Annotated in this window: 19 protein-coding genes; 5 read left to right on the plus strand and 14 right to left on the minus strand. The window is 67.3% G+C overall.

What is annotated here, in order from left to right; all coding sequences use genetic code 11:
• The first annotated feature begins 32 nt into the window (after positions 1–32).
• The 3 genes from DEF76_RS03840 (at position 33) to prfB (ending at position 3,359) form a co-directional block, all read left to right on the plus strand.
• Positions 33–1,121, plus strand: coding sequence for a YncE family protein (locus tag DEF76_RS03840; RefSeq protein WP_114911194.1), 1,089 nt, complete (start codon positions 33–35; stop codon positions 1,119–1,121).
• A gap of 39 nt (positions 1,122–1,160) precedes the next feature.
• Complete coding sequence (hemB, locus tag DEF76_RS03845) at positions 1,161–2,156, plus strand: porphobilinogen synthase (RefSeq protein ID WP_114911195.1); 996 nt, start codon at positions 1,161–1,163, stop codon at positions 2,154–2,156.
• Positions 2,157–2,227: 71 nt separating this feature from the next.
• A protein-coding gene (gene prfB / locus DEF76_RS03850) for a peptide chain release factor 2 (protein WP_114911196.1) occupies positions 2,228–3,359 on the plus strand; the annotation gives its coding sequence in 2 pieces (ribosomal slippage) (positions 2,228–2,296 and positions 2,298–3,359; 1,131 coding nt in all).
• A 177-nt stretch (positions 3,360–3,536) separates the two neighbouring features.
• Here the strand turns inward: prfB and DEF76_RS03855 are convergent.
• The 4 genes from DEF76_RS03855 to DEF76_RS03870 all read right to left on the minus strand — a co-directional run bounded on the left by DEF76_RS03855 (position 3,537) and on the right by DEF76_RS03870 (position 8,660).
• Positions 3,537–3,869: a hypothetical protein gene (locus DEF76_RS03855; RefSeq protein WP_114911197.1), complete on the minus strand. Its 333-nt coding sequence runs from the start codon at positions 3,867–3,869 to the stop codon at positions 3,537–3,539.
• A 100-nt stretch (positions 3,870–3,969) separates the two neighbouring features.
• Positions 3,970–7,431: a chromosome segregation protein SMC gene (gene smc / locus DEF76_RS03860; RefSeq protein WP_114911198.1), complete on the minus strand. Its 3,462-nt coding sequence runs from the start codon at positions 7,429–7,431 to the stop codon at positions 3,970–3,972.
• A 13-nt stretch (positions 7,432–7,444) separates the two neighbouring features.
• Positions 7,445–8,074: a DsbA family protein gene (locus tag DEF76_RS03865; protein ID WP_114911199.1), complete on the minus strand. Its 630-nt coding sequence runs from the start codon at positions 8,072–8,074 to the stop codon at positions 7,445–7,447.
• 58 nt (positions 8,075–8,132) lie between these two features.
• Positions 8,133–8,660 carry a DUF721 domain-containing protein gene (locus tag DEF76_RS03870; protein WP_240319101.1) on the minus strand — a complete coding sequence of 176 codons (528 nt, stop codon included), beginning with the start codon at positions 8,658–8,660 and terminating at the stop codon, positions 8,133–8,135.
• Between DEF76_RS03870 and DEF76_RS03875 the strand changes: the two genes are divergently transcribed.
• Both DEF76_RS03875 and DEF76_RS03880 read left to right on the plus strand, forming a co-directional pair.
• Positions 8,659–9,747, plus strand: coding sequence for an A/G-specific adenine glycosylase (locus tag DEF76_RS03875; RefSeq protein ID WP_114911200.1), 1,089 nt, complete (start codon positions 8,659–8,661; stop codon positions 9,745–9,747). The two genes, DEF76_RS03870 and DEF76_RS03875, sit on opposite strands and share 2 nt — an antisense overlap.
• Positions 9,711–10,958, plus strand: a complete 1,248-nt coding sequence (locus tag DEF76_RS03880) for an MFS transporter (RefSeq protein WP_205216100.1) — start codon at positions 9,711–9,713, stop codon at positions 10,956–10,958. The genes DEF76_RS03875 and DEF76_RS03880 overlap by 37 nt, the downstream gene beginning before the upstream one ends.
• 37 nt (positions 10,959–10,995) lie before the next feature.
• Here DEF76_RS03880 and DEF76_RS03885 read toward each other — a convergent pair whose 3' ends face one another.
• The 10 genes from DEF76_RS03885 to DEF76_RS03930 all read right to left on the minus strand — a co-directional run bounded on the left by DEF76_RS03885 (position 10,996) and on the right by DEF76_RS03930 (position 21,981).
• Positions 10,996–12,183 (minus strand): phosphoglycerate kinase, encoded by a 1,188-nt coding sequence (locus DEF76_RS03885; protein ID WP_114911201.1) that lies wholly within the window; start codon positions 12,181–12,183, stop codon positions 10,996–10,998.
• A gap of 15 nt (positions 12,184–12,198) precedes the next feature.
• Positions 12,199–13,272, minus strand: a complete 1,074-nt coding sequence (locus DEF76_RS03890) for an alpha/beta hydrolase (RefSeq protein WP_205216101.1) — start codon at positions 13,270–13,272, stop codon at positions 12,199–12,201.
• Between the two features lie 74 nt (positions 13,273–13,346).
• On the minus strand, positions 13,347–14,006 hold the full coding sequence (rpe, locus tag DEF76_RS03895; RefSeq protein ID WP_114911202.1) for a ribulose-phosphate 3-epimerase: 660 nt from the start codon (positions 14,004–14,006) through the stop codon (positions 13,347–13,349).
• Entirely contained in the window at positions 14,003–14,908 is a 906-nt protein-coding gene (cbbX, locus tag DEF76_RS03900) for a CbbX protein (RefSeq protein ID WP_114911203.1), read from the minus strand. The genes rpe and cbbX overlap by 4 nt, the downstream gene beginning before the upstream one ends.
• Positions 14,909–14,971: 63 nt before the next feature.
• Positions 14,972–15,391, minus strand: coding sequence for a ribulose bisphosphate carboxylase small subunit (locus DEF76_RS03905; RefSeq protein ID WP_114913643.1), 420 nt, complete (start codon positions 15,389–15,391; stop codon positions 14,972–14,974).
• Positions 15,392–15,417: 26 nt separating this feature from the next.
• Entirely contained in the window at positions 15,418–16,872 is a 1,455-nt protein-coding gene (locus DEF76_RS03910) for a form I ribulose bisphosphate carboxylase large subunit (protein WP_114911204.1), read from the minus strand.
• A 27-nt stretch (positions 16,873–16,899) separates the two neighbouring features.
• Positions 16,900–17,982, minus strand: coding sequence for a class II fructose-bisphosphate aldolase (gene fba / locus DEF76_RS03915; RefSeq protein WP_114911205.1), 1,083 nt, complete (start codon positions 17,980–17,982; stop codon positions 16,900–16,902).
• Between the two features lie 41 nt (positions 17,983–18,023).
• Complete coding sequence (gene tkt / locus DEF76_RS03920) at positions 18,024–20,045, minus strand: transketolase (protein WP_456303854.1); 2,022 nt, start codon at positions 20,043–20,045, stop codon at positions 18,024–18,026.
• Positions 20,046–20,056: 11 nt separating this feature from the next.
• Positions 20,057–20,932, minus strand: coding sequence for a phosphoribulokinase (locus DEF76_RS03925; RefSeq protein ID WP_114911207.1), 876 nt, complete (start codon positions 20,930–20,932; stop codon positions 20,057–20,059).
• Positions 20,923–21,981 (minus strand): class 1 fructose-bisphosphatase, encoded by a 1,059-nt coding sequence (locus tag DEF76_RS03930; protein ID WP_114913644.1) that lies wholly within the window; start codon positions 21,979–21,981, stop codon positions 20,923–20,925. Before DEF76_RS03930 ends, DEF76_RS03925 begins: the two co-directional genes overlap by 10 nt.
• Positions 21,982–22,052: the final 71 nt, after the last annotated feature.

Consider the following 22,052-nt stretch of genomic DNA (forward strand, 5'->3'; position numbering starts at 1 on the left):
CAACAGGGCTTGCTTCAGGGGTTCAATCGACAATGATCAAAATTTTTTCCCGCCTTCTCGGGGCCACCACGGTTCTTGGGCTGGCACTTGCCGCTCACCCGGTTTCCTCGGCGAGCCAGCCGCTGGCCCTCGAAGCGACGATTCCGCTTCCCAACACCCTCGGGCGGATTGATCATCTTGCTCTCGATTCGAAACGGCAGCTGCTCTATATCGCCGAATTCGGCAATAACACGGTCGATGTCGTCGATTGGCAGAAGCGCCACGTCGTCCGCCGCATCAGTGGGCTCGACCGGCCGCAGGGGGTCGGATTTTCCGCCGCCACCGATACGCTCTATGTCGCCAATGGCGGCGATGGCAGCGTGCGCCTCTATCGCGGCGACAACACCAAGGAAATCAGCCGCCTCAAGCTCGCGGGGGATGCCGACAATATCCTGATTGACCCGCGCAACGATCACGTCGTCGTCGGCTATGGCAGTGGCGGCCTGGCAATCATCGACGCGCGCACGCGAAAGCAGGTCGCCGATGTCCATCTCCCCGCCCACCCCGAGGGCTTCGCGCTCGACCCCGCCAACGGGCATATTTTCGTCAATATCCCGGATGCGCAGGAGATCGACGTCGTCGATATCGATGGCGGCAAGATCCTCGGCCGCTGGCGCAATCTGCGCGGCGCCGATAATTATTCCCTCGCCATCGACCCCAAGGGGCCGCTGCTTGCGACGATCTTTCGCAATCCGCCGCTGATGGTGCTCTATGACCGCAACAAGGGCGAGGTGCTCGGCACCTCACCCGCCTGCCGCGACGCCGATGGCGTGTTCTTCGACCCCAACCATCAGCGCATCTATGCCTCCTGCGGCTCGGGCGAAATCTCGGTGTTCACCATCCAAGACGGCCAGCCCGGCGGCTATTTCGCGGCGCCGCCGGTCGCCTCCCTCCCTGGCGCCCGCACCGGGCTTTTCGTCCCCGACCGCGATCGCCTGTTCATCGTCGCTCCCGCCGGCACTTTTCCCGGCACGCTGCCGCATGACATCGCCGGCTACGTCCTCAGCCAGTCACTGCCTGGCCCCAACGGCATGTCCAACACCGCGACCGCCGCCCTCCTGGTCTATCGGCCGGAGAATTGATAGAACCGCGCGACTTGGTTTCAGAGCGGGGGAAGGGTCATGACGCTCGGGCAGTTTCCGGCGCGGCGCATGCGGCGCAACCGGTTGGATGCGGGAACGCGACGGCTGGTTGCGGAAAACCGCCTCGCGGTCGATGATCTGATCTGGCCGGTCTTCGTGATCGAGGGGCGCGGCGAGACCACGGCGGTCGCCTCCATGCCGGGGGTTGCGCGGGTCAGCCTCGATCGCCTCATTGCCCATGTCGCCCCTGCGGTCGATCTCGGCATCCCGGCGGTCGCGCTGTTTCCGGCGACCCCGCCCGAGAAAAAAGACGCCGAAGGGACCGAGGCGACCAACCCCGACAATCTGATGTGCCGGGCGGCGCGGCTCTTGAAGCGCGAATTCCCGGCCCTCGTCCTGGTCGGCGATGTCGCGCTCGACCCCTACACCGATCACGGCCATGACGGCGTGATCCGCGAGGGTTACGTCGCCAATGACGCCTCGCTCGCCGTCCTCACCCGCCAGGCGGTGGTGCAGGCCGCGGCCGGGATCGACATCATCGCGCCCTCTGACATGATGGATGGCCGGATCGGCGCGATCCGCGCCGCCCTCGACGCCGACGGCCTGATCCACACCCGGATCATGAGCTACGCCGCGAAATACGCCTCGGCGTTCTATGGCCCGTTCCGCGACGCCGTCGGCTCCGCCGGCGCCCTGATCGGGGACAAGAAAACCTACCAGATGGACCCCGCCAACAGCGACGAGGCGTTGTCCGAGGTCGCGCTCGACCTTGTCGAGGGCGCGGACATGGTGATGGTCAAGCCCGGCCTCCCCTATCTCGACATCGTGCGGCGGGTGAAGGACCGCTTCGGGGTGCCGACCTTCGCCTATCAGGTCTCGGGCGAATACGCGATGATCATGGCGGCGGTCGGCCATGGCTGGCTCGATCATGACCGCGCCATGATGGAAAGCCTGCTCGCCTTCAAACGCGCCGGCGCCAACGGGGTCCTGACCTATTTTGCGCCGGCCGCGGCCCGCCTCCTCAAGGCGGGATAGGCGCCGGTCGCGGGATTGCCGCCGGCGCCGGCGGCCATTACAACGCCCCCGAACGAACGAACGGAGCCCCGATGTCCGCCGAAACCGACGCCTTGGTCCAGCAGATCCAGCAGTCGCTCGCGCTGCTGAGGAGGCATCTTTGACTGGGATGCCGCCCTCGCCCGCCTCGACGAACTAAACGCCCGCGCTGAAGACCCGGCGCTCTGGGAAAACGCCGCCGCCGCGCAAAGCCTGATGCGCGCGCGCAACCATCTCGCCGCCGGGGTCGATAGCGTCCGCCGCATCGAGCGCGAAACCAACGACGCGCGCGAATTGCTCGAACTCGCCGAAGCGGAACAAGATGCCGCGATGATCGCCGAGGCCGAAGGCACGCTCCGCGCCCTCGCCGAAGACGCGAAACGGCGCGAGATCGAGAGCCTGCTCTCCGGCGAAGCCGACGGCAATGACGCCTATGTCGAGATCAATGCCGGCGCCGGCGGCACCGAGGCCCAGGACTGGGCCGAGATGCTGCTTCGCATGTATCTCCGCTGGGCGGAAAAGCGCGGCTACAAGGTGGACATCATCGATCGCAACGACGGCGAACAGGCCGGCATCAAATCGGCGACCATCCAGGTCTCCGGCGCCAATGCCTATGGCTGGCTGAAAACCGAGGCCGGCGTTCACCGCCTGGTGCGGATCAGCCCGTTCGACGCCAATGCGCGCCGCCAAACCAGCTTCGCCAGCGTCTGGGTCTATCCGGTGATCGACGACACCATCACCGTCGAGATCAACGAGGCCGATCTCAAGGTCGATACCTATCGCTCCTCCGGCGCCGGCGGCCAGCACGTCAACAAAACCGAGAGTGCCATCCGCATCACCCATATCCCGAGCGGCATCATCGTCGCCTGCCAGACCGACCGCAGCCAGCACCGCAACCGCGCCAAAGCGATGGATATGCTGCGCGCCCGGCTCTACGAGGCGGAGTTGCAGAAGCGTGAGGCGCAATCGGCGCTGGTGGAGAGCGCGAAAACCGATATCGGCTGGGGCCACCAGATCCGGAGCTACGTGCTCGCGCCGTATCAGATGGTCAAAGATCTCCGCACCGGGGTCGAGAAATCGAACCCCGACGCGGTGCTCGACGGCGATCTCGATGCCTTCATGGCCGGGGCGCTCGCCGCCCGCGTCGGCGCGACACGCAGCGAGGCGAGTGCGCAGGCGTCTTAAAGGAAGTGGTTCTTTTTTGGAAAAAAGAACCAAAAAACTTTTATCTGTTGGGCACTGCCCGCCTCGATCACCCCTGATACCGGTCAGCGAAATCGCTGACCGGTATGCGCGCAGAGTTGGTGTGGCGGCTGCGCGCAACATCAAAAAGATACCAGCCAACCGTCTTCAAGCGACGTGTCATTCTTTCGGCTGGCTGGTATGAGACGCCTTGTCAGCCCAGTCGCGGAGCCAGGTCGCGCGGGCATTGAGGCTCGAGACCCCGCCGGCGAGCTTGTCGAGTTCGCTCTGATAGGTCGTAACCCGGCCGCCAAGCCCGGCCATCGCCGCGCGCAAATCCCCGAGCGCGCCACGCCAGGTGGAAACCGCCTGCCGCTGATCGGCCAAGGCCCGGTCGAGCGCCGCCAACGCGCGCCGCAACCGCTCGGCCTCCGCCGCCGGCCGCGCCGGGAAGGGAATGACCGCCGCCGATCCGTCTTGCCGCTGTTCGGCTTCGTTGGTTGAGAGGTCCATTCCCCGCTCCTTGCGTTCGCTGATTGCCGTTTGGTTAATTAATCAGAAATTTTTCGCGAAAACAAGAAAAATCTTATAAAATGCTAACTGGCCGCGACGCCTATTCTGCGGCCAGCCGCGGCGGATCGACCAACGCGCTGGCGCGCACGAGATCGACCGAAAGCAGGCGCGAGACGCCGCGCTCCTGCATGGTGACGCCAAACAGCCGGTCCATCCGCGCCATGGTGAGATGATGGTGGGTGACCACCAGGAAGCGCGTTGCGGTTTCGCGCACCATGTCCTCGAGGAGGGTGCAAAAACGCTCGACATTGGCGTCATCGAGCGGCGCATCGACCTCATCAAGGACGCAAATCGGCGCCGGGTTGCAGCGGAAGACCGCGAAAATCAGCGACAGCGCGGTCAGCGCCTGCTCGCCGCCCGAGAGCAGTGACAGGGTCGCGAGCTTCTTGCCCGGCGGCTGCGCATAGATCTCGAGCCCGGCGAGCAGCGGATCATCCGAGCCGACCAGCGCGAGATGCGCCCGTCCGCCGCCGAACAGGCGCGCGAACAGCGCTTGGAAATGGCGATCGATCTCGGCGAACACGGCACCGAGGCGCTCGCGCCCCTCGCGGTTGAGATGGCCGATCGAGCCGCGGAGCTTGGCGATCGCCGTGGTGATTTCGTCGCATTCGCGCATGATGGTGGCGATCTGCGCTTCGATCTCGCCGGCTTCGATCTCGGCGCGGAGATTGACCGGGCCCATTTCGTCGCGCTCGCGGGTCAGGCGCTCGAAGCGCTTGCGTGCTTTCTCCTCGGCCTCCGCGTCGAGCGGGTCGGGGAGGGGGGGAAATTCGGGCGTGGCGCCGAGCCGCGTCAAAACCCGCTCGGCGATCACCCCCCAGGCGTGATCGGCGGTCGCGACCTCGCCTTCTCCGCGCACCATCGCTTCGCGGGCCTGCGCCAACGCCGCCTCGGCCTCGCGCGCGCCACGCGTGGCGGCGGCTTCCTCGCTCTCGGCGGTGGCGAGCGCGGCGGCGGCCTGGCGATGCCGCGCTTCCGCTGCCGCCAGAGCCTCGGCGAAACCGTCTCGCGTCGCGGCAAGGCGCGCCGGCTCTGCCTCCGCGGCCGCCAGCGCCGTCGCGCTTTCGGCCATACGCGCGGCATAATCGGCGCCGCGCGCCTCGGCGTCGCGTGCCCGCGCCTGCGCGTTGTCCCGTTCGGTCGCGATCGCGGCGAGGCGGCTCGTGCGCAACGCCGCCGCGCGTTCCAGCCCGTCATGCGCGCGCCGCGCCGCGTTTTCCGCCTCGCGCGCCGCGGCCAGCGTCGCCCGCGCCGCGTCACGCGCGGCGGTGGCGGCGGCGACGTCGGGAAGGGCGGCGGCGGCCTCGGCCAGGCGCGTCAGTGCCGCTTGTGCTTCCTCCGCCTCGCTGCCGGCGCGGGTCAGTTGCTCATCGAGAGCCTTGGCGCGTGCCGCCGCGGTCGCCGCCTCGGCGCTGAGCCGGGCGGCGGCGGCACGCGCTTGCTCGGCCGCCTGCTCCGCGACACGGGCCGCATCGCGGGCGGTTTTCTCAGCCTCGCGGGCGGATTTTTCCGCGGCTTCCGCTGCCATCCGGCGCGAGCGCGCCGCCTCGGCCGCCGCCGTTGCCTCGGCCAGCCGGGCGCGCAGGGCCGCGAGCCGGTTCCGCTGCGCGAGCCGCACCGCGGCCGCGGTCGGCGTGCCGGCGTGAACGCCATGGCCATCCCAGCGCCAGACCGCGCCGGCCCGCGACACCAATATCTGTCCCGGGGCGAGTTGCGGCTGCAAAGCGTCTCCCGCCGCATCCCCCTCGACCAGCCCAACCGCCGCGAGCGCGCGGGCGAGCGCCGCCGGGGCGCGGACCAGGCCAGCGAGCGGTTCGGCGCCGGCGGGCAACGGCGCGGGATCGAGCGGCGCCAATTCCCGCCAATAACGCGGCGCCTGCGGGTCGGCAGCCGAGTCGAGATCCTCGCCGAACGCCGCGCCGAGGGCTGTTTCCAGCCCCTCCGGCACCTCCAGCGCATCCTCGATGCGCGGCCAGCGCGCGTCATTCTTGACGGCGAGCAGTTCCGCCAGCGCCTCCGCCTCGGCCGCGAACTTCGCCCGCGCCACCTCGCGCTCGCTTTGCGCGTCGCGGGCGGCGGCGAAGGCGGCTTCGGCGGCCTGGCGGGCGGTCTCGCTCTCGGCGCGCTGACGTCGCGCCGCCTCCAGCGCCGCGTCCGCCGCGGCGCTCGCCGCCCGCGCCGCCGCCAGCCGCTCGGGCGCGATCTGGGGCAGGCGTGCCGCTTCCTCACGCAGCCGCGCCAGCGCTGTGCTCGCCCGCCGCGCCCGCGCCTCGGCCTCGCCGCGCGCCGCCGCCAGGGCGCGGCTCCCGGCCTCGGCCTCGGCCGCGATTTCGAGAGCGCGATTGGCCTCCGCCTCAGCCGCGCGTGCCGCGTCGGTGGCGGCGGCGAGGGCGGCGGCGGCGGCCTCGGCCTGGGCCGGGTGCGCTTGCGCCTCGGCGGTGAGCCGGGCGGTTTCCTCCTCCAGCCGGGAAAGCGCCGCTGCCGCCTCGGCGCGCGATTGCTCGGCATGCGCCCGGTCGCGCTCGAGCCGCTGGCGTGCCGCCCGCGCCTCGGCCAGCGCCGAAGCGGCACGCCGTTCCTCGGCGGCGATCTGTTCGAGCGCGACCCGCGCCCGCTCGAGCGCGGTTCGCGCCTCGCCCTCGGCGCCGCGCAGCGCCGGCAGCGCGAGCGACGCCTGCTCCGCCCGCGCCGCCGCCGCCCGCGCGTCCTCGCCCCGCGCCGCGACCAAAGCTTGCGCCGCCGCCAGCGCCGCCCCGGCCGCGTCCCGCGCGGCGCTGGCGCGCTGGTGCTGGATCGCAAGCCACTCGGCCTCGGCGGTGCGGATGGCGCCCGAGAGGTTGCGGTAGCGATGGGCCTGGCGCGCCTGGCGCTTCAACCCCTGCAACTGGGTCTCGAGGGTCGCGCGTAATTCCTCGGCGCGGCTGAGATTGGCCTCGGTTGCGCGCAGTTTCAGCTCCGCCTCGTGGCGGCGGGCATGCAGCCCGCTGATGCCGGCGGCTTCCTCGAGGATCGCGCGACGTTCATCGGGGCGGGCATTGACCAGGGACGCGACCCGCCCCTGGCTCACCATCGCCGAGGTGCGCGCGCCGGAGGCGAGATCGGCAAACAGGGTTTGGACGTCGCGGGCCCGCGCCTCGCGGCCGTTGATGCGATAGGAACTGCCCGCTTCGCGCTCGATGCGGCGGCTGATTTCGAGCTCCGCTTGGGCATGCCAGGGCGGCGGCGCGCGGCCGGCGGCGTCCTCCAGCATCAGCGCCACCTCGGCGAAATTGCGCGACGGGCGATGGGTCGTGCCGGCGAAGATGACATCGTCCATCTCGCCGCCGCGAAGGCTGCGGGCCGAGCTTTCGCCCATCACCCAACGCAGCGCCTCGACGACGTTCGACTTGCCGCAGCCATTCGGCCCGACAATGCCGGTAAGGCCGGGGAGAATGTCGAGCGCGGTCGGTTCGGCGAAGCTTTTGAAGCCCGCGATCCGGAGTTTGGCAAAGCTCGCCGGCACGAAGCGGCCCCGCCTAACCGCTGGCGGCGCCGATGAAAGCGCTGAAGGCGGCGTAGGTCATTTCGCCGGCATGGGTCTGGCCATTGGCGGCGAAGGTCGGCGTCGAATCGACATGGTATTCGTCCTCCGCCTTTTGCTGGCCGGCGAGCACGAACTGCTCGAGCGCCTTATCGGCGATCGCGGCGTCAAAGGCCGGGCGTGAGAGGCCGGCGAGCCCGGCCATTTTGGCAAGCTCCTCGCGCGGGTCGCTCTGGCGGTTGAAGGCCCAGTGATCCTGGCTCGCGAACAGCGCGGTGATGAACGGCTCATAGCGGTCGGGCGGCAGCGTGCGCGCGACCATCGCCGCCATCAGGGCGACCCGGTCGAGCGGGAAATCGCGATAGATCATCTGCACCTTGCCAGTCTCGATCAGCTTCGCCTTCACCTCCGGCATGGTCTCGCGCGAAAACGCCGCGCAATGGGTGCAGGTGAGCGAGAAGAATTCCATCACTTTGATCGGCGCCTGATCGGAGCCCAGCGTGCGCGGCGCGAAGCGGGGATCGCCACCGGCATCGGCGGCGCGCGCCGCGCGGGGGGCGAGAAAGGGCAGCGCGACTATCTGGCCGGCCACAAGAGCTAGTAGGGGGCGACGCTGGATCAGCATGATTTCCTCAACATGTTGTAGATTACCGTATCGGCGGGGAAAAAGTCGAGACCTTTATCTACCGTTGTCCCGCGGCATGGATGGCGCGGCCAAGGGCGGCAAGCGCACTCCGTAGCTCGGAGGCGGGAAGCCCGTCGAGGCGCGCCTCGACAGCGGCCGCGATCGCCGGATCGCCGGCGGGGAGCGTGCGCGCGAGCGGCGGCAGCAGATTTTGCGCGAAACGCAGCCGCTTGATCGCATCGCGGCCGAGATGGGTGTTGATCCGCTCGATCAGCGCCGGCCCGCTATGCTGCAATTCCAGCGCGACCGTGCCGGCGCAGGCGAGTGTCAACGTCCCCGCGGCGAGCCGGCGCGGCGTGGTCTGCGCGGCCAGGTGCGGGCCGACGATCGCCGGCCAGTCGGCCGCGAGTTGCGCAATCGCCGGGGCGCGCTTGCTGAACGCCGGGCGCAGGAGGGGGGCGAGCAGAACGCCGAGCGGGCGCGGGCCGGCGCCGCGCCGCGCCATCTCCGTGCTCGCTGGGGCGGCGGCGCTTGCCTTGCCGTCAGCGTGCCGCCCATGCATAGACGTCTTCGTGCCCGCCATCATGCCCTCTCCCGCCGCCCTCACCCGGCTCGCTCTCGACTGGCCGGCGCTGCTCGCCTTTTACGACCGCGCGCGGCGGGTTTTGCCCTGGCGCGCGGGGGCCGGCGAGACCGCCGATCCCTATCGGGTCTGGCTCAGCGAAATCATGCTGCAACAGACCACGGTCGCGGCAGTGATACCCTATTTCGCGCGGTTTACCCAGCGCTTCCCAACCCTCGCAAGCCTCGCCGCGGCGCCCGAGAGCGAGGTTCTGCGGCTCTGGGCTGGGCTCGGCTATTATGCCCGCGCCCGCAACCTCCATCGCGCGGCGCGGATGATTGCCGCGGCGGGTGGCTTTCCGCGCACGCCGGCGGATTTACGGCAATTGCCGGGGATTGGCGCCTATAGCGCCGCCGCCATCGCCGCGATCGCCTTCGGGGTGCCGGCGCTCGCGGTCGATGGCAATGTCGCGCGGGTGCTGGCGCGGCTTCTTGCGATCACGACGCCGCTGCCGCAGGCGCTGGCGGAAATCGCCGACGCGGCCGAAACCCTCGCCGCCGCGCCGGCGTTTCGCGCAAGGCCCGGGGACGCGACGCAGGCCTTGTTTGATCTCGGCGCCGGGATCTGCGTCAAAGCCGCGCCGCGCTGCCCGGAATGCCCGCTCCGCGCCGGCTGCCGGGCCGAGCGCCTCGGCATTGCCGCGCAATTGCCGCGCCGCGCCGCGAAACCGCCACGGCCGGAGCGTTTCGGGGCGCAATTCTGGCTCACCGACGCGAGCGGCGCGGTGCTGCTCCGCCGTCGGCCGGGGCGCGGCCTGCTCGCCGGCATGGTCGAGCTGCCCGGCACCGCTTGGCGCGAAGGGGCGCCGTGGGCGGAGGCGGAAGCGCTCGCGGCGGCGCCGATCGCGGCGGAGTGGCGCAAACTCGGCGCGGTGCGGCATGTTTTCACCCATTTCGCGCTCTCGCTCGATGTCTATGCCGGCTCTGTTGCGGCGTTTCCCGCCGCCGATCTCGGCGGTTTTGCGCGCCCGGTGGCGGCTTTGGCCGATGAGGCGCTGCCCTCGGTGATGCGCAAATGCGTCCGCCTCGCCGCCGCGGCGAGGCCGGCGTGAGCGGCGGGCGGGCGCCGGCGATCGGCTTCGCGCTTGCCTTGCTCGCGATCGATGCGCTCGGCATCGGGCTCGTGATCCCGATCGTGCCGCAACTGGTGCTCGAACTCTCGGGCGGCGATGCGAGCCATGCCGCCGCCTGGGTCGGCCTGCTCGCCACCAGTTTCGCGGCCATGCAATTCATCTTCTCGCCGATCATCGGCGGCTTGTCGGACCGTTTCGGCCGCCGCCCGGTGATGCTGCTCTCGGTCCTCGGCCTCGGGATCGACTATCTCATCCTCGCCGCTGCCCCCTCGCTCGGCTTCGTCTTGTTCGCGCGCCTGCTCGCCGGCGTGACCACCGCCAATATCTCGGCGGTGACCGCCTATATCTCGGACGTGACCCCGCCCGAGCGGCGCGGCCAGCGTTTCGGGCTGGTCGGGGCGATGTTCGGGCTCGGCTTCGTGCTCGGCCCGGTGGTCGGCGGCGTGCTCGGCGGGATCTGGCTGCGGCTGCCCTTTCTCGCCGCCGCCGGGCTTTCGCTCTGCAACGCGCTTTATGGTTTTTTCGTGCTGCCGGAATCTCTGGCGAAAGAACACCGGCGGAATTTTTCCTGGCGTCGGGCCAACCCGATCGCGGCCCTCTCTGCCCTGCGCGCCAATCCCCGCGCGCGCCGCCTCGCCTGCGCCTGGAGCGCCACCTGGTTCGGCCTCGGCGCGCTGCAAAGCGCTTTCGTGCTTTCGACCGGACTTCGCTTTGGCTGGCACACGACGCAAAACGGCTTCGCGCTGGCGTTGGCCGGGCTTTCCCAGGCCCTGGTGCAGAGCTTTCTCATGCGCCGCATCCTCGGCCGTTTCGGCGAGACACGAACGGCGCTGCTCGGCTGCCTGGTCGCCGCCCTCGCCCAAAGCACCTACGCCTTCGCCGCCGCCGGCTGGATGATCTATGCCGGCGTCATGATTTCGGCGCTGGGCGCGATCAACACGCCGGCGATCCGCGCCCTGTTCGCCGCCGAGGCCGGCGCCGACCGCCAGGGCGAGGCGCAGGGGGTGCTCGCCTCGCTGCAAAGTCTCACGGCGATCTTCGCCCCGCTCCTGGGCGCGGCGCTTTTTGCGCATTTCACCGCGCCGGGTGCGGCGATCTTCTTCCCCGGCGCGCCGTTCCTGCTCGCCGCCTTCGCCTATCTGCTCGCCGGCGCCCTGCTCGCCGGGCTGGTTTATGGCGCAAGGCCGTAAAGCGCCTGCCGCTGGTGGCTGACGTGATCAGGCGGCGTCAGCCCAGCGCCGCGACCCCGGGCAGGGTTTTCCCCTCCAGCCATTCGAGAAAGGCGCCGCCGGCGGTCGAAAGATAGGAAAACTGCTCGGCGACCCCGGCGTGATGCAGTGCGGCGAGGGTATCGCCGCCGCCAGCGACGCTGAGGAGCTGACCCGCCGCGGTGCGCTCCGCGACGGCGCGGGCGAGCGCCGTGGTGGCGGCATCGAAAGGCGGCGTCTCGAAGGCGCCGAGTGGGCCATTCCAGACCAGCGTCTTCCAGCCGGCGAGCTTTTCGACGAGCCGCGCGACACTCGCCGGGCCGAGATCGAGAATGAGGGTGCCGGGGGCAACGGCGTCGATCGCGACCATTTGGGTCGGCGGGTTGGCGCGGAATTCCGTCGCCGTCACCGCATCGATCGGGAGAATGATCTCGCAACCCGCTGCTTTGGCCGCCGCCGCGATCTGCCGCGCGGCATCGTGCATGCTCGGCTCCTCGAGCGAGGATCCGATGGCGATGCCGTTTGCGGCGAGAAACGTATTGGCCATGGCGCCGGCGATCACCAGCGCGTTGACCCGCGTGATGAGATTGCCGAGCAGAGCGAGCTTGGTGGACACTTTCGCGCCGCCGACGATGGCCGCGAGCGGGCGCGCCGGATGGTCGAGGGCGGCAGCCAGCGCCTCCAACTCGCGCTGCATCAGCCGCCCGGCATAGGCGGGCAGCAGATGGGCGACGGCCGCGGTGCTGGCATGGGCGCGGTGGGCAGCGGAAAACGCGTCATTGACGTAAAGATCGGCGAGATCGGCGAGCGCTTGCGCGAAGGCCGGATCGTTCGCCTCCTCGCCGGCGTGAAACCGGGTGTTCTCCAAAACCAGCACCCCGCCCGGCGCTAACGCCGCGACCGCCGCCTGTGCCGCGGGCCCGATGCAGTCAGCCGCGAACGCGACCGGACGACCCAGCACCTCGCCGAGCGCGGCGGCGACCGGCGCGAGGGAGAAGGCCGGATCCGGCTTGCCCTTGGGGCGGCCGAAATGCGAACAGACGATGACCCGCGCCCCCTTCGCCGCGAGTTCACGAATGGTCGGGGTCAGGCGTTCGAGCCGGGTGCGATCGGTGATGCGCCCGTCATGCAGCGGCACGTTGAGATCGGCGCGGAGCAGCACCCGCTTTCCCGCAAGCGTCAGACCATCGAGGGTGCGAAAGGACATCGTGCGAAACTCTCCTCAACGCGGCGCCGGCATATCGAGGAAATCCTGCACGACGCGGAACAATTGCAGGCGGTTTTTTTCCATGATGATCGTGTGCGTCCCCTCCCCGAGCATCGCATATTCCTTCCACGGCGCATGGGTGATCAGTGGAAACACGGTATGGGACATGTAGGGAGGTGTGTCGTGATCCCATTCCGCCTGCACCATCAGCACCGGCATGGTGAGCTTGGCCGGATCCCAGGTCGGGTGCCCCTTCTGCCAATAGCGCACGACATCGTAGATCACCCCCTCCGGGGCGCGCAGCACCGGCGGGTTTTGCGCCGCCCCCTTGGGGTCGGTCGCGAAGGTCGCGTCCGCCCATTGCGCGAACCAGCCGGGTGGGATCAGCCCCGCCTGCTGCTCGGGCGTGAGGCCCGAAAGCCAGCGTTTTTCCGCGTCCGCCCGCGTCACCTGGCGATAGGCGCCGAGATGGTCGGGGTCGATCTTGAGGGTGGTGGAGGGCTGATCCATCACCCAAAGCGTCGCATAAAGCACCAGGCGATGCACCTTGGCCGGGTGCTCGGCGGCGAAGCCAGCGGCGATCGCCGTCCCCCACGACCAGCCCATGACGTCGAGGCTTTGGAGACCACGCCGCTGCAGCACGTCATCGACCACGGCGCCGAGGGCCGCGACCGCCTGGTCAGTGGTCTCGAGCGGCGGATTGGCCGATGCCGGCGCATCCATCTCTGGCGGCCGCGTCGAGCGGCCATAGCCAGGAAGGTCAAGGAGATAGACGTCATAGCCATGGCGGGCGAGGTAATCCATCCAGGAAAACCCGCCGAGCGGAAGATCGAAGGCGGTGCTCGCCGGATAGGTCGCGCCATGGACGAAAACCAAGGTTTTTTCCGGCCCGAACGTCGACACCCCGGCGAGATGCTTGTTGCGGACGTAAATCTCGAGGCCCTTTTGCGGCGCCGGCACCATGTGTTCGGAGACCGCGATCTCCCCGCCCATCGGGTCAGCCGCCTGATCCGCGAACGCGCGCAGCGGAGCCATCGCGGCGAGCAGCAAAAGCCCCGCCGCCAGACCAAGACCATGATTTCTCGTCACCGCATCCTCCCGCTTTGCCTTATCTCACGGGCGCGAGATGACAGGCTGGGCGGCGAAAAGGCAAGCCCCGAGGCTCATTGCGCCGCCGCCTCGCGCAGCGCCGCGATCGCCCGCGCATAGGGCGGGGCGCGGAACACCGCCGAGCCCGCGACCAGCACATCGGCGCCGGCGGCGAGAACCGCGGGCGCGGATTGCGTGGTGATGCCGCCATCGACCTCGATATGGATCGGCCGCGTCCCGATAAGGGCGCGCACGCGGCGGATTTTCTCGAGAACCGCGGGCAGAAATGCCTGGCCGCCGAAGCCGGGATTGACGCTCATCACCAGGATGAGATCGACACGGTCGAGCACGTAGGCGACGGCGCTTTCCGGTGTCGCCGGGTTGAGCGCGACCCCCGCCGCTTTGCCGAGCGCGCCGATCGCGGCAAGGGTGCGTTCGAGATGCACGCCGGCCTCGGCATGGACGATGATGCGGTCCGCCCCGGCTTTGGCGAAGGCTTCGAGATAGGGATCGACCGGCGCGATCATCAGATGCGTATCGAAGCATTTTTTGCTGAACGGGCGGATCGCGCGGATGATATCCGGGCCGAAGCTGATATTCGGCACGAAGTGCCCGTCCATGATATCGAGATGCAGCCAATCCGCCCCCGCCGCGTCGATCGCCTGCACCTCCTCGCCGAGGCGGGCGAAATCGGCGGCGAGCAGCGAGGGCGCGATCAGCGGCGTTGCGGTCATGGCTTTTCCTCTGCTGGGCTGGTTTGGTCGAAGACTCGGCTGCGCAGAATGTCATCGGCGACGAGGGTGATCAAATCGCCGACCGCAAGCGGCCGCGCACGGTCCTCAAACAAGCGCACCGCTTGGCGCAGCCGCGCGCGATCGAGGGCGTTGCGGATCGACCGCGCATTGGCGAAATGCGGCTGGCGCCGGCGCGCTGCGATATAGTCGCGAAACGCCGCCGCTGCCCCCGCATCGAAGCGGTCATGCTGGCTTGCCAGCATTTTCTCGGCGATCGCGAACAGTTCTTCGTCAGCGTAATCGGGAAAATCGATGTGGTGGGCGACACGCGAGCGAAATCCCGGATTGGCGGTGAAAAACCGGTCCATCCGGTCTCCGTAGCCCGCGAGAATGACGACGAGATCGCGACGCTGCGCTTCCATTACTTGAAGCAGGATCTCGATCGCCTCCTGCCCATAATCGCGCTCGTTTTCCGGGCGATAGAGGTAATAGGCTTCGTCGATGAACAACACGCCGCCCATCGCTTTCTTGAGGATTTCCTTGGTCTTCGGCGCGGTGTGCCCGATATATTGGCCGACGAGATCGTCACGCGTGACCGAGACGAGCTGATTGGTGCGGATATAACCCAGCCGATGGAGAATATCCGCCATGCGCAGCGCGACCGTGGTTTTGCCGGTGCCGGGATTGCCGGTGAAAGACATGTGGAGCGTCGGCGCCTGGCCGCCCGCGCCAAATTCCTGGCGCAGCCGATCGATCAAAAGCCGCGCCGCGATCTCCCTGATCCGCCGCTTGACCGGCTGCAGGCCAACCAATTCGCGATCGAGTTCATCGAGGATTTCGCCGACCCCCGAACGCAGATAGGCCGCCTCGAGGTCGATTGTCGCATCCGCCGTCGCATCCATGGCTTTTCCCTTGGAAAAAAATGCCGGCCCTCCTCGCGGCGGGCCGGCAGTCGGGGGGAAGGGTCAATAACGCGCGCCGGCCGGGCGATCGGTGGCATAGGCGCGCATGGTATAGCCGATCATGCGGCCGGCCCGCTCCTCGCGCACCACCATGAAGCCGGGTTCCTCGGCCGGTCGATCGCTGATGAAGGAAAGCCGGAGCGATTCCCAACCCGGCGTCGCATCGAACGCCGAAACCCGGATATAGCCGCGCCCGGCATGGACTTTTCGACACTCGGCCAATTCATACATGAACCCCGCCGGGTCTTTGAGATCGAACATCGGCGTCCCCCACATCTCCCAATAGGTGTTGCGGGGATGCGGATCGTCGGTGAACTCGATATTGAGGGCCCAGCCTTTCGCCAGGCAATATCTCACCTGGGCGCCGATCTGCGCGTCGGTCAGAGGGGGGAGGAAGCTGAAGGTTCCCTGGGTGATAGGCATCATCGTCTCCTTTCGCGCGGCGTTTCTCAGGCCGGCGTCAATGTCGGAACGAAATCCGGGGTATCGGTCGAGGTGTAATTGAAACTGACGTCTTTCCAGACTTCGAGCGCTTGGGCGAGCGGCGTGCAACCTCGCGCCGCGTCTTGCAAGATCGCCGGCCCTTCCGCCAGAATGTCTCGCCCCTCGTTGCGCGCAAGCACCATCGCCTCGAGCGCAACCCGGTTCGCGGTCGCGCCGGCGGCGATGCCCATCGGATGGCCGATGGTGCCGCCGCCGAATTGCAGGACGCAGTCTTCACCGAGCAGATCGAGCAGTTGATGCATCTGTCCGGCATGGATGCCGCCAGAAGCGACGGGCATCATGCGCCGCAGGCTCGCCCAGTCCTGGTCGAAGAAAATCCCGTGCTCGAGCCGCATGGGATTGTACATCTCGCGGCAAATGTCATAATAGCCGCGCGTCGTCGCCGGATCGCCCTCGAGCTTGCCAACCACGGTGCCGGCATGGATGTGATCGACGCCGGCGAGGCGCATCCATTTGGCGATGACGCGAAAACTGACGCCATGCGATTTCTGCCGCGTGTAGGTCGAATGGCCGGCGCGATGGAGATGAAGGATCATATCGTTCCGGCGCGCCCATTTCGCCATCGACTGGATGGCGGTATAGCCGATGACGAGATCGATCATGATGATCGCCGAGCCGAGTTCCTTGGCGAATTCGGCGCGCTCATACATGTCCTCCATGGTGGCGGCGGAGACATTGAGATACGTGCCCTTGACTTCGCCGGTCATCGCCTGCGCGCGGTTGACCGCTTCCATGCAATAGAGAAAGCGGTCGCGCCAGTGCATGAAGGGCTGGCTGTTGATGTTCTCGTCGTCTTTGGTGAAATCGAGACCACCTTTCAGAGCCTCGTACACCACCCGTCCGTAATTGCGCCCGGAAAGTCCGAGCTTCGGCTTCACCGTCGCGCCGAGTAGCGGCCGGCCGAACTTGTCGAGCCGCTCGCGTTCGACGACGATCCCGGTGGCTGGCCCATCGAAAGTTTTCACATAGGCGACCGGCAGACGCATATCCTCGAGCCGGAGTGCCTTCAGCGGCTTGAAGCCGAAGACATTGCCGATGATCGAGGCCGAGAGATTAACGATCGAGCCTGGCTCAAAGAGATCGAGATCATAGGCGATATAAGCGAAATACTGCCCTTCTTGCCCAGGCACCGGATCGACGCGATAGCATTTCGCGCGATATTTCTCGCAAGCGGTGAGGCGGTCGGTCCACACCACCGTCCAGGTTGCGGTCGAACTTTCCCCGGCGACCGCCGCGGCGGCCTCCTCGGGATCGACACCCTCTTGCGGCGTGATGCGAAAGAGCGCGAGGATATCGGTATCCTTGGGCTGATAGTCGAGATCGAAATAGCCCATTTCCTTGTATTTCATCACTCCGGCATCGTAGCGGCCCTTGCGTGCCGTCGCCGTGACTTTGTTCATGGTGAGCTCCTGTGACTGAAACGAACGTCAGGCGGCTTGTGCGGTCTGGTTGGTCGTGTTGCGTTTGGCATCATCGGCATAACGCCGCGCCATCGCTGCCAGTGGGAGTGGTGCGATCTTCGGCGCCATGCCGGCGGCGCCGAACGCCTCGAAACGGCTGAGACAAAGCGCTTCGAGTGCGGCCATGGCCGGTTTGAGAAACGCCCTCGGGTCAAACTCCGCCGCGTGCTCGGTGGCCATTTTGCGAAACTGCCCAGCCATCGCGAGACGGCAATCGGTATCGATATTGATCTTGCGCACGCCGAAGCGAATCCCCTCGACGATCTCCGCGACCGGCACCCCCCAGGTCTGCGGCATCGCGCCACCGAAGCGGTTGAAAATGTCCTGCAGCTCCTGCGGCACCGAAGACGAGCCATGCATGACGAGATGCGTGTTCGGCAAACGCGCATGGATCGCCTTGACAATTTCCATCGCGAGAATGTCACCGCTCGGCGCGCGGTTGAATTTATAGGCGCCATGGCTGGTGCCGATCGCAACCGCCAACGCGTCAACACCGGTGCGCGTGACGAAATCGAAGGCCTGATCAGGATCGGTGAGCAATTGCGCACGATCGAGCACACCCTCGGCGCCATGTCCGTCCTCGGCCTCGCCATGGCCGCTCTCGAGCGAGCCGAGGCAGCCGAGTTCGCCCTCGACCGAGACCCCGACGCTGTGCGCAAGTCGCACCACTTCCGCCGTCACGTTGACATTATAGGCATAGTCAGCGGGTGTTTTGCCGTCGGCAAGCAACGAACCGTCCATCATCACCGAGGTAAAACCGTTCTGGATGGCGGAAAGACACGTCGCAACCCGCTCGCCATGATCTTGGTGCAAGCAAAGCGGAATTTCGGGATAGGTCTCAACCACCGCCGCCACCATGTGGCGCAGCATCGCATCGCCGGCATAGGCGCGGGCGCCGCGGCTCGCCTGGATAATGACGGGCGCGGCGGCTTTGCGCGCCGCGTTCATGATGGCGAGCAACTGCTCCATGTTATTGATGTTGAATGCCGGTACGCCATAACGATACTCAGCGGCGTGGTCGAGCAATTGGCGAAGAGTGATAAGAGACATGGGCTTTCTCTCCGAGTTTAACGGAAGGACGCGATATCCGCTCAGGGTGCGGCGTCAGCGAGGCCGAGCAGTGTCCGGCCGCGCGCCGCGATCGCTGCCGCCGTCAGGCCGAAATGCGCATAAAGCTCGCCCGCCGGGGCGGACGCGCCAAAACCCCGCAAGCCAACGACATTCGCCTCGCTTCCGACATAACGCGCCCAACCGAAGGGCGATGCCGCCTCGATCGCAAGACGCGGCACCCCGCCGAGCACATGGGCGCGGTAGGCTGCGCTCTGTTCATCGAACAGCGTAAAGCACGGCATCGAAATCACCGCGGTGGGAACGCCACTTTTTTCGAGACTTTTGCGTGCATCAAGTGCGATCGCGACTTCCGAGCCGGAGGCGATCAAGGTCAGGCGCCGCGCCCCGCTCGCCTCCGCCAACACATAGGCACCGCGCGCGGCAAGTGGCTCGGTGGCGTCGCCCTCGCGGAGCAATGGCAGCGCCTGGCGCGAGAGCGCGAGCAGCGAAGGCCGCGCCGTCTCGCGCAGCGCCGCCTCCCAGCATTCCGCCGTTTCGATCGCATCGGCGGGACGAAAGACCAAAAGATTAGGCATGGCGCGCAAGGCCGCGAGATGCTCGATGGGCTGATGTGTCGGCCCGTCCTCGCCAAGGCCGATACTGTCATGCGTCATCACGTAGATCACCCGCAATCCCATCAGCGCCGAGAGCCGGATGGCGCCGCGCGCGTAATCGGAAAAGGCGAGGAAGGTGCCGCCATACGGGATGAACCCGCGATGGAGCGCAATCCCGTTCATCGCCGCCGCCATGGCATGTTCGCGTACGCCATAATGAAGATAGCGCCCGGAAAAATCACCCGGCCGCACCGGGGTCATGCCGCGCGCGAGGGTATTGTTGGAGTGCGTGAGATCCGCCGAGCCGCCAAGCAATTCGGGCAGATGAGACGCAATCACGTCCAGCACCGCTTCACTCGCCTTGCGCGTTGCAACGTTGGGGCGCGACGCCAGCAGCGATTGCCGGTACTCTGCCAAAGCCGGCGCCAGAGTCTCAGGGAGCGCAAGGCTTTCCGCGCGGGCGAAAAATTCGCGGCAATCGGCCGGGGCCTCGGCAAAACTCTTCTCCCACGCCCGCCGGAGCGGACGCGAGCGCCGGCCGGCGGCACGCCAGGCCGCGAGAATGTCGGGCGGGATCTCGAAAGGAGGCGCCTCCCAAGGCAAGGTGGCGCGCGCCTTGGCGATTTCGTCGGCGCCGAGCGGCGCCCCATGAACGCCCGCCGTGCCCTGTTTTCCCGGCGCGCCGAAACCGATCACCGTGCGGCAGGCGATCAGCGACGGACGGGGATCACGCCGCGCGGCGGCGATCGCCCGCGCCACCGCCTCCGGATCATGCCCGTCCACCGCCTGCGCCTGCCAGCCATAAGCGGTGAAGCGAAGCAGCGTGTCATCGGACATCGCAAGCGAGGTCGGGCCGTCAATCGAGATGTGATTGTCATCATAAAGCACGATCAGGCGGCCAAGGCCGAGATGGCCAGCGAGCGAGGCCGCCTCATGCGAAATTCCCTCCATCAGACAGCCATCACCGGCGATCACGTAGGTCCAGTGATCGACGTATTGTCGCCCCCAACGCGTGGCGAGCATCGCTTCCGCGAGCGCCATGCCGACGGCGTTGGCAAAGCCTTGACCGAGCGGGCCGGTCGTCGTCTCGACGCCGGCGGTGTGGCCGTATTCGGGATGGCCCGGGGTTTTCGCGCCGAGCGTGCGAAAGCGCATCAGCTCATCGCGTGTCATCGCGGGAAAGCCGGTGAGATAAAGCAGAGCGTAGAGCAGCATCGAACCATGCCCGGCAGAGAGCACGAAGCGGTCGCGATCCGGCCAGTCCGGCGCTTGCGGGTCAAATTTCAAAAATTGCGTCCAGAGCACCGTCGCGACATCGGCCATGCCCATCGGCATGCCGGGATGGCCCGATTGCGCGCGCTCAACGGCATCCATCGCGAGCGCGCGAATGGCGTTGGCGAGATCGCGGTCGGTTGTCGTGCCGGGCATGGCTTTTGCGGAATGGTTCACGTGCGGTGTCCTCAACGCGCGCGGCGGCGGCGTTCCATCAGTTGCAGGATGAGCGGCGTCAGAATGAGCTGCATCGCGAGATCGAGCTTGCCGCCCGGAATGACGATGGAATTGGCGCGCGACATGAAGCTGTCATGGATCATCGAGACCAGATAAGGAAAATCGATGCCGCGCGGATTGGCAAAGCGGATGACGACGAGCGATTCGTCGGCGGTCGGGATCCAGCGCGCGATGAACGGGTTCGAGGTATCGACCGTCGGCACGCGCTGGAAATTGATGTCGGTGACAGCGAATTGGGGAATGATGTAATGCACGTAATCCGGCATCCGGCGGAGGATGGTGTCCATCACGGCTTCCGTCGAATAGCCGCGTGTCGCGCGATCGCGATGGATTTTTTGGATCCATTCGAGATTGAGCACCGGCACGACGCCGATCTTGAGATCAGCGTGGCGCGCGACATTAACCTCGTCGGTGATCACCGCGCCATGCAGGCCTTCATAGAACAGAACATCACTGCCTTCCGGCAGGTCACGCCACGCGGTGAAGGTGCCGGGTGCGGCGCCATAACGCTCGGCTTCGATCGCGTCATGAACATAATGGCGATAGCGCCCGACGCCGCTTTCGCCATAGCGTGCGAATAAAGCCTCGAGTTCGGCAAAAAGATTGGAGTCCGGCCCGAAATGGCTGAAATGATGGTTGCCGCGCGCGGTTTCTTCTTCCATCCGGGCCTTCATCGCGGTGCGGTCGTAGCGATGGAAGGCGTCACCCTCGATATAGGCGGCTTCGATCTTTTCACGGCGAAAAATCTGCTCGAACGTGTGCTTGACCGTCGTCGTGCCAGCGCCCGAGGAGCCGGTGACGGAAATGATCGGATGGCTCAGCGACATGGCGCAAGCTCCCGATCGGTGCGAAACAAGCCGCGCCGGCCGAACAGCGGCGCGCGCTCGGCGATCGCGAGTTCGCCGGCGTAATAGGCGCGCACGCGGGCGACCTTGTCGTCGGCGCCGAAAATCAGTGGTGTGCGCTGATGCAAACTGGTTGGCGTGCGCGAAAGAATGGGGGCAACCCCGTCGCTCGCCGCGCCGCCCGCCTGCTCGATCAGAAACGCGAGCGGGGCGGCTTCGTAAACCAGGCGAAGACGCCCCTCGCGATAGCCCGGGCGGGCGTCGCCGGGGTAGAGATAGATGCCGCCCCGGAGCAGAATCCGATACGCTTCCGCGACCACCGAGGCGAGCCAGCGGGTGTTGAAATCGGCCCGTCGCGGCCCCTCGGCGCCGGCCAGGCAGTCATCGATATAGGCGCGAATCGGCGGCTCCCAATGGCGATAATTGGAGGCGTTGATCGCGTATTCGTTGGTCCCACGCGGCAAGCTGAGGCCGGCGCGGGTGAGCAAGAAGGCGCCGCTCGGCCGGTGCAGCGTGAAGATGTCGGTGCCGCTGCCAAGGCTCAGCACCAGTGCAGTCTCGGGCCCGTAGATCAGAAATCCGGCGGCGAGTTGCGCGCTCCCGGGGCGCAGCCATTGCTGCGCTGGCGGGAGGGCGGGATCGATTGGCAGGATCGAGAAAATGCTGCCGAGCGGGGCATTGACGGCGATGTTGGAAGACCCGTCGAGCGGGTCTATGGCGACGGCGAGATGCCCGTCGGCGCGTAGCACAAGCGGCGCCTCGGCCTCTTCTGAGCCGAGCACCGCAACCGGGGCGTGGCGAAGGGCGGCGACGAACAGATCATGAGCGCGGCGGTCGAGTTCCTTTTGCGCATCGCCGCTCGGGCTTGCGTCAAGGCCGGCGGCGAGATCGCCGGCGAGGGGGCCGAGGGCGCAAAGCTCGGCGAGTTTCCGCCCGGCTTGCGCACAAGCGAGGACCGTCGTGGCGATGGCCTCGCGCGCCGGGTCATGCGCTGCCCAGTGGCTGAGATGGTCTTCCAGGGTCTGTTTCATCGCTTCCTCCTCCAAGGGATCAAAATTTCCGTGATCCGGGCGGCGGCGCAATGATCGTTCGCGCTCATTCT

It is taken from the genome of Acidibrevibacterium fodinaquatile (genome assembly GCF_003352165.1).
In the GTDB taxonomy this organism is placed as follows: Bacteria; Pseudomonadota; Alphaproteobacteria; order Acetobacterales; family Acetobacteraceae; genus Acidibrevibacterium; species Acidibrevibacterium fodinaquatile.